This window comes from Arthrobacter sp. Cr_A7 (assembly GCF_029222765.1).
Taxonomy (GTDB): domain Bacteria; phylum Actinomycetota; class Actinomycetes; order Actinomycetales; family Micrococcaceae; genus Arthrobacter.
Genome location: NZ_JARHXQ010000113.1, coordinates 1 through 10,734, shown reverse-complemented (window position 1 = coordinate 10,734; position 10,734 = coordinate 1). Strand labels below are relative to the sequence as shown.

The 10,734-nt window shown below is 66.9% G+C and carries 11 protein-coding genes; 6 read left to right on the top strand and 5 right to left on the bottom strand.

Features of this window, described 5'->3' with window-relative positions:
* The first annotated feature begins 86 nt into the window (after window positions 1–86).
* Entirely contained in the window at window positions 87–911 is an 825-nt protein-coding gene (locus P2Q66_RS06970) for an SDR family NAD(P)-dependent oxidoreductase (RefSeq protein ID WP_275726648.1), read from the top strand.
* A gap of 9 nt (window positions 912–920) precedes the next feature.
* Here P2Q66_RS06970 and P2Q66_RS21900 read toward each other — a convergent pair whose 3' ends face one another.
* Window positions 921–1,424: a hypothetical protein gene (locus P2Q66_RS21900; protein WP_345795622.1), complete on the bottom strand. Its 504-nt coding sequence runs from the start codon at window positions 1,422–1,424 to the stop codon at window positions 921–923.
* 409 nt (window positions 1,425–1,833) lie between these two features.
* A complete protein-coding gene (locus P2Q66_RS06960; protein WP_275726642.1) occupies window positions 1,834–3,249 on the bottom strand; it encodes a PLP-dependent aminotransferase family protein in 1,416 nt (471 codons plus the stop codon).
* Here P2Q66_RS06960 and P2Q66_RS06955 point away from each other — a divergent pair.
* From P2Q66_RS06955 to P2Q66_RS06940, 4 genes are all read left to right on the top strand, one after another.
* Window positions 3,248–4,183, top strand: coding sequence for a DMT family transporter (locus P2Q66_RS06955; protein WP_275726640.1), 936 nt, complete (start codon window positions 3,248–3,250; stop codon window positions 4,181–4,183). The two genes, P2Q66_RS06960 and P2Q66_RS06955, sit on opposite strands and share 2 nt — an antisense overlap.
* 17 nt (window positions 4,184–4,200) lie before the next feature.
* Entirely contained in the window at window positions 4,201–4,821 is a 621-nt protein-coding gene (locus P2Q66_RS06950; RefSeq protein WP_275726639.1) for an FMN-binding negative transcriptional regulator, read from the top strand.
* Between the two features lie 252 nt (window positions 4,822–5,073).
* Entirely contained in the window at window positions 5,074–6,522 is a 1,449-nt protein-coding gene (locus P2Q66_RS06945; RefSeq protein WP_275726636.1) for an amino acid permease, read from the top strand.
* 168 nt (window positions 6,523–6,690) lie between these two features.
* A complete protein-coding gene (locus P2Q66_RS06940) occupies window positions 6,691–7,455 on the top strand; it encodes an IclR family transcriptional regulator C-terminal domain-containing protein (protein WP_275726654.1) in 765 nt (254 codons plus the stop codon).
* Here P2Q66_RS06940 and P2Q66_RS06935 read toward each other — a convergent pair.
* The 3 genes from P2Q66_RS06935 to P2Q66_RS06925 form a co-directional block, all read right to left on the bottom strand.
* Window positions 7,452–8,219 (bottom strand): IclR family transcriptional regulator, encoded by a 768-nt coding sequence (locus P2Q66_RS06935; RefSeq protein WP_275726634.1) that lies wholly within the window; start codon window positions 8,217–8,219, stop codon window positions 7,452–7,454. The two genes, P2Q66_RS06940 and P2Q66_RS06935, sit on opposite strands and share 4 nt — an antisense overlap.
* A gap of 201 nt (window positions 8,220–8,420) precedes the next feature.
* Window positions 8,421–9,176, bottom strand: coding sequence for a cyclase family protein (locus P2Q66_RS06930; RefSeq protein ID WP_275726631.1), 756 nt, complete (start codon window positions 9,174–9,176; stop codon window positions 8,421–8,423).
* Complete coding sequence (locus P2Q66_RS06925) at window positions 9,173–9,667, bottom strand: hypothetical protein (RefSeq protein ID WP_275726628.1); 495 nt, start codon at window positions 9,665–9,667, stop codon at window positions 9,173–9,175. The genes P2Q66_RS06930 and P2Q66_RS06925 overlap by 4 nt, the downstream gene beginning before the upstream one ends.
* Before the next feature lie 55 nt (window positions 9,668–9,722).
* On the opposite strand from P2Q66_RS06925, the gene mmuM reads away from it, so the two are divergent.
* Complete coding sequence (mmuM, locus tag P2Q66_RS06920) at window positions 9,723–10,688, top strand: homocysteine S-methyltransferase (RefSeq protein ID WP_275726650.1); 966 nt, start codon at window positions 9,723–9,725, stop codon at window positions 10,686–10,688.
* The last annotated feature ends 46 nt before the right edge of the window (window positions 10,689–10,734 follow it).

Sequence of the window (10,734 nt, the reverse complement as noted above, 5' to 3'; positions counted from 1 at the left end):
ATGTGGGGGCGGGGAACGCCGGCCGGCCCGGCGTCGTTGTGCGAGAGTCACCCCGCTTCGGGAATGAACCGACCAAAGGACACCCCTTGACCCAACGCACCATCGTGATCACCGGCGCCAGCGACGGCATCGGCGCAGCAGCCGCGCGGACGCTGAGCGAGGCAGGGGAGCAGGTGGTCGTCGTCGGCCGTTCCGAGGAGAAGACCCGCGCCGTTGCCAAGGACATCAACGCGGACTACTTCGTGGCCGACTTCGCCGAACTGGACCAGGTCCGCACCCTCGCCGCGCAGCTGACGTCCGACTATCCGCGCATCGATGTCCTCGCCAACAACGCCGGCGGCATCATGGGCAAGCGCCAACTCACGGTGGACGGCAACGAGTCCACGTTCCAGATCAACCACCTGGCGCCGTTCCTGCTCACCACGCTGCTGATGGACACCCTCACCGCCAGCAACGCCAAGGTCATCAACACCGCCAGCGGCGCCAACGGCATCGGCAAGCTGGACCTGTTCGACCTCAACTCCGAGCACAGCTACTCCACCAACCGCGCCTACGGCACGGGCAAGCTGGCCAACATCCTCTTCACGTCCGAGCTGCACCGCCGCTTCAGCGAGCAGGGAATTACGACGGCGGCCTTCCACCCGGGCGTGGTCCGCACCAACTTCGCGGCGGAGTCCACCAGCCCGTTCCGGCACGCCTACAAGACGCTGCTGAACCGCTTTATGCTCACGCCGGACCAGGGCGCCGACACCATGCTCTGGCTGATCAACGGCACCCCCGGCACCGACTGGATCTCGGGCGCCTATTACGCGAAGCGGGCCCTGGCCAAGGCCAACCCGCAGGCATACGACGCCGAGCTGGCGCGGGGCCTGTGGGAGAAGAGCGAAGAGCTGGTCACGCCAGCTGCTTGAATGCAACTGTCACTCGCAGCCAATACCGTCGTTGTCCTTGCCGTCCAGCTCATATTTATCCTCGCCGATAACGCGCACGGGTCCCTGAACGTAGGCGGGTCCGTTGCCGCTTCCGCCGGCGCAGTCCACATCGGAAGCGATAGGAACGCAGCCTGAGTAGTTCGGATCACACCCTGAAGGAGCGGGTGGAGCCGCGGGAGCAATGTATTGGGGCGCTGGCGGTGCTGCCTTCACAGCGGCTTCTTGGGCAGCCTTGGCTTCTGCTGCCCTGGCTGCTTCAGTAGCGGCGGCATCTGCAGCTGCTTTCTCAGCGGCAGCCTTTTCTGCTGCAGCCCTCTCTTCCTCTGCCCTGGCTGCTTCGGCAGCGGCGGCATCTGCAGCTGCTTTCTCCGCCGCGGCCTTATCGGCGGCTGCCTTTTCGGCGGCCGCCGTCTCCGCTGCTGCCTTTGCTGCAGCGGCCTTCGCAAGCTTGGCCGTAAAGCGCTCTGACTCGGAGGCTTCAAGCCAGATCAACGCTCCCGCTGCGTCGGCGGTGCAAACAAATGTGAGCCCGGCTAGTTCTTCTTGACTCTGAGGCGAAGCGCAAGCAGTCCCAGCTATAGGTGTGGGAGTGGGCGTCGCAGTTGCCGCGTTGGTAGTGGTTTCTTCTCGGACAGCCCTGCTCGTGTTTGGAGGGTTGCTGCATGAGGTCAGCAGGACGGCGGCGGCGGTCACGGCCGCAAACACGGCGCTTCTTGGCCATCTCCGCTGGGTGATCGGCTTAGGTGATGATCCTGCCTCCCAGGAATGGAGCTGCCGGTATTTATCGTGACTCGTATCCATTGGTGCCCCACGTATTGCCGCAACGCTGCGACTGCATGGCGAGCGTAGCACCGGTCTCTCTGTGGAGGAAGAGTCAAACTTTTGCAAACTCCCAAAAAGGCTAGCGGCTGCCGTTGCGAGCTAATGCCTCCCCGATAATCCGTGCACCTTCGGGGTATGCGCCGGGGTTGGGGCCGGAGTAGTTGAGCCGGACGAACGGGCCGGCGGGCTCGGCCGGGAACCATTCGGTGCCCGCGGCAATCATCACGCCGGCGTCCTCACAGTCCCGCGTCAGCCGCGGCAGGTCCGTCCCGTCCGGCATCCGCAGCCACAGGTTCAGCCCGCCCTTCGGCAACAGCTCAATATGCGCCTGCGGGACATGCTCCCGCACACTGGTGACCAACAGATCCCGCCGCGACTGCAGCTGCTGCCGCAGGCTTCGCAGATGCGTCTGCCACCCGGGCTGCGTCACCACGTCCAGCGCGGCGGCCTGCAGCAGCCCGCTCACATACATCGACTCCGCCGCCCGGTGGGCAAGGATGCGCTCGCGGGCGGGACCGCGCGCTATCACCGCCGCGACGCGGATGGCCGTGGAGACGCTCTTCGTCAGGGAACGGACGTAGATGACATGCCCGGAGTCGTCCCGTGTGGCCACCGGCACCGGGTTGGAGGTGATCCCAAAATCATGCGCCCAGTCGTCCTCCACCAGGAACGCCCCGTGCCGGCGGACCACCTCCAGGACCTCCTCGCCCCGCCCGCGCGCCCACTGGGCTCCCGTGGGATTGGCATAGTTGGGCTGCGCGTAAAAAGCCCGGGCGCCGGTTTCCTCAAAAGCGCGGTCCAAAGCCACAGGATCAGGACCATCAGGGCCGCTGGGCACCGGAACGACCCGGACTCCCGTCTGCGCTGCCGCCAGAATCGCACCCCAGTATGTGGGCGACTCCATCAGCAGCGGCTGGCCCGTACCCACCAGAGCCCGGAAAATCGAGCTGAGCCCACTCTGGCTTCCCGGCAGCACGATCACATCGCTCGGCGTCGGGGGAGAGACCCCGGCCGGCGTGGCGGACCCCAACTCCTGCGCAAACCACTGCTGAAGCTCCGGCATGCCGGCCGCAGGCGGCCGCGACAGGGCAGCATCACCCCGGGCCGCACGGGTCAGGGCCGCCCGGACAAGGCGCTCCGGCAACAGTTCCCGGTCCGGGTAGCCGGAATGGAACGGCATGACGCTGTTGGGAACGTCCCGCATGGTGCCGGACTGGGAGGGAAGGGCCGACGGCGGTGCGCCCAGTGCCGCAGTCTGCCAGCCGTAATCGGCCGGCCGCGCAGTCCGGACCGCCCGCACGAACGTCCCAACTCCGGGCCGGCTCTCGACCAGTCCCTGAGCCGTCAACGTCTGCAGCGCCTTCTGCACCGTCACGGGGCTCGCCTGGTACTCGGCCACCAATGACCGCGTGGACGGCAGCTTCGCCCCAGGGGCAGCTGCAGAAATCCACTTCCTTAGTGCCAGAACGATGCGGGAACTGCTATCGTTGTTCATGAGAGAACATAGTAGCGCTACTGTTGCCGAACGACCAGTGATACTGCCAAGCACCCCGACCGGGATCTGGTGGGGGCTCCTGGGCGTGGTGGCCTTTTCATTCACGGTACCCTTCACCCGTGTGGCGGTAGCCGGCCTGTCTCCGCTGTTCATCGGCTCCGGCCGGGCCTTCATCGCAGCGACCCTCGCCGCCGCAGCCCTCCTGCTGGCCAGGCCGCGACTCCCGTCCGCCCGCACCTGGGCGAGGCTGTCACTCGTGGCCGGCGGCGTCGTCGTCGGCTTTCCGCTACTCACTTCGTATGCCCTCACCGCTGTTCCCGCCGGGCATGGCGCCGTGGTCATCGCCCTCCTGCCCGCCGCGACGGCGACGGCCGCTGTGCTCCGCACCCGTGAGCGTCCGCCCGCAGCCTTCTGGGCAGTCATGGTGTTTGGTTCACTGGCCGCCATCAGCTTCGCTTTCCTGCAGTCCGGCGGGTTTGGGCATCTGCACTGGGCCGATCTGTTGCTGCTGGGTGCTGTCATTTGCGCCGCCGTCGGGTACGCCGAGGGCGGCCTGCTGGCGAGGGAAGTCGGGTCGTGGCAGACCATTGCCTGGGCGCTCGTCCTCGCCCTGCCGCTGATGCTGGTCCTCGCCGTTATCTCGGTTGCAGCCCAGCCGCCGTCAGCCACTCCGGCCGAATGGGCCGCCTTCGCCTACCTCGCCGTGGTCAGCATGTTCCTCGGCTTCTTCGCCTGGTACCGCGGACTCGCCATCGGACCCATCGCGCAGGTCAGCCAGATCCAGCTCCTCCAGCCCGTCCTCAGCATCTGCTGGGCCGCGCTCCTGCTAGGCGAGGCGCTGACCTGGAGCACCATCATCGGCGGCCTGGCCGTGATCGCGTGCGCCGGCGCCGCGGTCCGTGTCCGGCTCAGCCGGCCCGCCCCCATCTCGTAACCCGAAAGGACCACACTATGTACATTCCCGCCCACTTCGCAGCAGACGCCGACGCCGTCCGCCATCTCCTCACAAGCCCCGGCGCCGCCAACCTGGTCACCATGACGGACCAGGGCCTGCTGGCCACCCTGCTCCCCTTCGTCTACGAGCCCACAGTGGGGGAGCGTGGGGCACTGCACGCCCACGCCGCACGGAACAACCCACAGTTTTCCGCCCTGCCCCACGGTGAAGCGCTCGCCATCATCGAGGGCCCGGACGCCTACATCTCGCCGTCCTGGTACCCCTCCAAAGCCCAGCACGGACGCGTGGTGCCCACCTGGAACTACTCAACCGCGCACGTCTACGGCGAATTGATCATCCATGACGACGCCGACTGGCTGGGACGGCACGTCCGCCGCCTGACGGGGCTGCACGAGGGCGGCCGGGAGCAGCCCTGGGCCGTTGACGACGCCCCCGAGCGGTTCATCGCCGGGCAACTGCGCGCCATTGTGGGCGTCGAGCTGCTGATCACACGGATCGAGGCCAAGGAAAAGCTCAGCCAGAACCGCTCCGCCGCGGACGCCGCAGGGGTAGTCCAGGGACTTCGGGCCAGCGGGCAGGAAGCCAGCGCCGCCGCGGTCGAGCGCGTGCGCGGCTGACCTGTCGCGAGGGACGCACGACGGCGTCGCCCGCCTCCACGCGATGGGCAGGTGGCGCCGTCGTACTTCAGCATGGGTGGGTCACCGAACGTCATAGCGTGCAACATAAGCATGCCTTTATGTCTTTAGTGACCGAAAATTCGGCAGGCGTGCTACTTTCAGCACTGTCGACGTGCACTTCTTCGTTTCCCGGGGGCGGAACCAAAGGACTGCGCGCGCCCCATCGCACCGACCCCCACCTTGGAGAAGCCCGTGGAACCCTCAGCACCGCTCACGCTGGATGAGCAGTCCGCCGGATCACAACCGGCAACGCAACAACAGGCAGAATCAGGGCTCCGCCGGTCCATGGGGCCGCGCCACCTGGTGATGATCGCCATGGGCGGTGTCATTGGCTCCGGGTTGTTCCTCAGCTCCGGCTACACCATCTCCCAGGCCGGCCCGCTCGGCGCCGTGATCGCCTACCTGGTGGGCGCCTTCGTGGTGTACCTAGTGATGGCCTGCCTGGGTGAACTCGCCATCGCCTACCCGGTGTCCGGCGCGTTCCACATCTACGCGGCCCGCTCCATCGGCCCCGCCACCGGCTTCGCCACCGCCTGGCTGTACTGGCTGTGCTGGGCAGTCGCCATTGGTTCCGAATTCACTGCCTCCGGCCTGCTCATGCAGCGCTGGTTCCCGGACGTGGAGGTCTGGGTCTGGTGTCTGGTCTTCGCCGCGGTGCTGTTCGGCTTCAACGCCGTGTCCTCCAAGTTCTTCGGCGAGTCGGAGTTCTGGTTCGCCATCGTGAAGGTCGCCGCGATCATCGGGCTCATCGTCCTGGGCGGCGCGGCGCTGTTCGGCTTCCGCCCGCTCAGCGGCGGCGAAAGCCACCCGTTCCTGTTCGAGAACTTCGCCACCGAGGCCGGCCTGTTCCCCAACGGCTTCACCGGCGTCCTGGTCACCGTGCTCGCCGTCTTCTACGCCTTCTCCGGCTCCGAACTCATCGGCGTGGCAGCCGGCGAAACCAAGGACCCGGCCACCAGCATCCCCAAGGCCATGCGCACCACCGTGATCCGGCTGCTCATTTTCTTCGTCGGCGCCATCGCGGTCATCGCCGCCACCATCCCGTACAGCGAGGTGGGCCTGGACGAGAGCCCGTTCGTGACGGTCTTCTCCGCCATCGGCCTCCCGTTCGCCGCCGACATCATGAACTTCGTCATCATCACCGCCCTCCTCTCCGCCGGCAACAGCGGCCTCTTCTCCTGCGCCCGCATGCTCTACTCGCTCGCCGATGAAGGCCATGCGCCGCGGGCGTTCAAAAAGCTGACCCGCCGCGGCATCCCTCTGATCGCGCTCTCGGTGAGCATGGTGGGCGGCCTCGCCTCCCTGATCAGCAGCGTGGTTGCCCCGGAAACGGTCTACCTGGTCCTGGTCTCCGTGGCCGGCTTCGCCGTGGTGGGCGTGTGGATGTCCATCACCGCATCGCACTTCTTCCACCGCCGCGCCTTCGTCCGCAATGGCGGCGACGTCTCCGCCCTGGCCTACAAAGCCCCGCTGTTCCCGCTGGTGCCCATCCTGGCGTTCTCGCTCTGCATCGTCTCCCTGATCGGCATCGCCCTGGACCCCACCCAAGCCGCCGCGCTCTACTTCGGCATCCCCTTTGTGGCCGCCTGCTACATCTGGTTCCACTTCCGGCACGGCCGCAAGGCGCTGCCCGCCAACTAACTGCCCGTGAAGTAGCGGAAGCGGACGACGGCGGCTATCGGGTAGGTGCGTTGCACACCTTACCGGACGGTCGCCGTCGTACTTTCCACGCCTTTTCCGCCTCGCCGTTCGAGGAGTGGAGGCGTGGAAGAATGGGCGGAGGTTACCGGCCGGGAGGGGCAGATAAGCGTGGATTCGTCCGCTGAGGCGTCGTCGATGGCGCAGGGGCTCCGGATTGTGCGGCTGGTGGCGGACCGGGAGAAGCGGGGCCGTCAGCTGCTCGGCGTTTCGCAGTTGGCCGCCGAGCTGGACATGGAACAAAGCCGCGTCTCCCGGCTGACCCAGGAACTATGCGATCTCGGGCTGCTGGAGCGCGTGGACCGCGGACCGTTCCGGACCGGCCAGCGCTTCTTCAATCTCGCTGCCTCGCTCAACACCGGCTGGGTCCGAGAAGCCAAGACCGAACTTGAGGCGCTGGTGGCCGCCCTGGGTCTCCGCGCACGGCTCTCCGTCCGCGACGGATACCGCGTTATCTTGGTGCGCAGTTCCAGCAACGACGCCGTTCCCGGAAGCTTCGTGAAGCCGGGCATGGTGACCCCGGCCTGGTGCACGGGTGCCGGGCGGGCGCTGCTGTGGGACTTTAACCGTCCAGCCCTCGAGTCCCTGCTGGCCGACGTGAACTACATCGGCATCGGCGGCCCGGGTGCCGCCCACTCCACCAGCGAAGTCTGGGACCTGATGGTCCGGGACCGTGCCGCGGGATTCATTGCCGCGAACGAAGAATTCGAGCACGAGGTAGTGGAACTCGCCGTGCCCGTCCGGGACGCCGGCGGAGCCATCCTGGCCTCACTCAGCGTGCTGGGTAGCCGGGCCGACGTCGGGCCCGGCGAAGCTGCCCCGGCAGTGCTTCATCGCGCTGCGGAACGGCTTGGGACTTTTCAGAACGCCAACTAATCCTGCGGCTGGTACCCGAGCCTGCGTTCAAGCCACTCACCTTGAGCCACCAGTGCGGCCACGCATTCTTCCCGGCGCGGCTCCAGCCGGTCCTTGATGCCCACGATCTGGAGCGCCGCCACCACATCGCTTTTGAAGTCCCGGATGGGGACAGCCAGCGAGTAGAGGCCCGGTTCGGCCTCCTCATCCACGATCGAGTAACCCCGCTCGCGGGCTGCCTCGCGCCGAGCCAGGAAGTCGTCTACGTCGGCGGGCGTGTTCGGGCCGTGCTGCACGAAGGCGACATCCGCGAAGACGGTGCGCACCTCTACCTCCGACGCCTCCCACAGGACCGCCTGCCCGGCGTCGCTGCAGTAGGCGGGGTAGGCCCTGCCCAGCCAGGAGCCCACCAGATTGCTGCTGGCCGGAACGCTCTCGCCGATGGTCACCGTGCTGTCGCCATGGAGCACCCCGAGGAAACACGCCTCATCGGTTTGCCGGGCCAGCGTGTCCAAGGCGGTGCCGCCGTCGGACTGTAAACGGCGCTCGGTGAGCAGCTGCGCGTCGGTGAGGACGGACCAGTCCAGGCTGTAGGTGCGCTGGTTGGTGCGGGTAAGAAAGCCCTCCTGCTCCGCGCCACGCAGATAACGCGACACCTGGCTGCGGTCCTTGCCGAGGCCGGCGGCGATGTCAGCCACCGTTCCGCCGGCATGTCCGGCCGCATGGCGTGAACCAACAGCCAGAACGGCCATGATTCCGCGGCCCATGCTGGAGGTTTTTGACATGGAGTTGAGTCTAGTGGAGCGACTTTCCGGGTCCAGCCATCCGCTGGATCACCGGAATCGCCGGAATGCCGCCAGGTCGCCGGAACATTCCGGCGACCTCGATCTGTTCCGGCGACTTCGGCGCGATGACGTGGACCAGCGGCGCTAGGCGCGGTGATTCGGCTTCGGCGGAGCGGAAACAGGACGGCCCGCCAGCCGGGTTCAGCAGATGGCAAACACCCGCGCCGGAAAGCCGCTGCCGCCCTGGGGCTTGGGCCAGCTGGCGACGACCGCCGCGCCCGCTTCCGGCAGCCCGTCCAGGTTGGCCAGCAGCTCAATCTGCCAGCGGTCCTGCTCCAGGACGTAAGTTTCCAGGCTGAAGTCCTGGCGGGAGGTGGCGACGCCCGGGTCCGTGTCGGTCTGCTCGTGGCCTACCGCCGCGACGGACCGCTCGTTGATCAGGAAGGACAGCACCTCAAGGGACCAGCCGGGCGTGTGGCTCAACCCGTCCTTATCCCGGTTCGCCATGGCCTGGGCGTCCGGCCAGCGGTGGCTCCAGCCGGTGCGCAACGCCACGAAGCTGCCCTCCGGGATGGCCCCGTTCCGGCTTTCCCAGTCCCGCACGTCCTCCAATGTAGGGGTGGCATCATGGTTGCCCGCCACCCTGGAGGTAATGTCAAGGACCACCAGCGGAAGGATCATCTCCTCCACCGGGATCTCGTCGAGCGTCCTGCCGCCGCGGATGAAATGCGAAGGCGGGTCCACGTGGGTTCCCCACTGGCCCACGATCGAATAGCGGTGGGCGGTGAACCCGTCGCCCCGCTCCATGTCGAAGAGGGCTTCCCGCTCCTCATCGGGGAACGCGGCGAAGTGGGGCTGGCCCGGGTGGAAAGCGTGCGTCAGGTCCACGAACCGCCTCCCCGAGAGGACCGACTGCAGGCCTTCCCACAGCGAGGTGGTGAGGGTGGAATCCGTCATGATGCTGCACTTCCTTCGGTGGCCGGTGCCAGTGCCGTGCTGGAGACGCTGATAGGTCCGGTCAGTTCAATCACGGGTACCTCCCACGGGTGGATGTCAACGATCTGCCGCATAAAGCGCTCGACGGCCGCGTCCTCCAGGGATGCGTCGAAGTACGTGGTGAAAACGAAGGTGGGCGACAAAGTCTGCTCGCCGACGCGCCCCAGGGTGGGGTTGGCGCCCTCCGCTGTGGTGAAGCCCTCGAAGCCAAGGCCCGACTCAAACACGTGCTTGTAGTTGCCGAAATCGCCCAGCTCCCGGAACTGCGTCAGGGCCTGGAGCAGATGGGCGATGCCCGGATCATCGCGGAAGGCACTCGCTTTCCCCTTGGCAAGCTGCGCAAAGGTAGTGCCGCTGATGGGCCAGTGCACGCGCAGCTTGCGTACCGGATGCAGTTGAACGTCCAAGAACCTGTCCTCTTTCCTCCCGCCGGGCTGACGGTTGCCTGACATCGTGACAGAAAGAAATAATCATTACAAGCATATGAAAATGCGTATTATGACTACTATGCCTTCAACCGCGCCGCTGTCGTCCTTGCTGCACTCCGGGGAGCACGTTCCCGCCGATGGCGCCTTGGCGACCGAACTTGAGTCTCGCGGCTGCAATTTGGACGATCCCCTGTGGTCAGCGAAGGTCCTGCTCGAACAGCCCCACCTGATCCAGGACGTCCACCGCGACTACTTCGCGGCCGGCGCCAGGATTGCCACCACCGCCAGCTACCAGGCCACGCCCCAAGGGTTTGCCCAGCGGGGGATGGGAGAGCAGGAGTCACTGGAGCTCGTGGCGTTGTCCGTACGGCTGGCCAACGAGGCCCGTCGCGAACACCTGTCGGCCAACCCTAATGCCGGGCCCTTGCTGGTGGCCGGCTCTGTTGGCCCCTACGGCGCATACCTGGCGGACGGCTCCGAGTATCGCGGCGACTACGTCCTGACGCCGGCGGAGTTCCGGGACTTCCACCGCCCCCGGATCGCGGCACTCGTGGAGGCCGGTGCGGACTTCCTCGCCTGTGAAACGCTCCCCTCGTATGCCGAGGCCAAGGCGCTGCTGGCACTCACGCAGGAATACGACGTCGAATCCTGGTTCTCCTTCTCGCTGCGGGATGGCGCACACATCAGCGACGGAACGCCCCTGGCGGCCGTGGCTGAACTCTTTGACGCGCAGCCGCAGGTTGCGGCGGTCGGCGTGAACTGCGTGCCGCTCCACCTGGTCACCCCCGCGCTCACAGCGCTGCGCGGGGCAACCGACAAACCCCTGGTCGCCTACCCGAACTCCGGTGAAACCTACGATGCCGGCACCAAGACCTGGAGCCCCGCCACACCGTCCGGGAGCGCCGCCGGGGAGGGGAACCCGGCCGACCTTTCTGAAGGAACCAAAATCTGGCAGGCCTTTGGTGCCCGCATCATCGGCGGCTGCTGCCGGACAACGCCCGGCGATATCGCCGCCGTCGAACGCCTTCTTTCCCCGGCCCGGTAGGCGGGTCAAAGAGCCCCTGCCACGGGCGGCGCCTCCACATCCCGGG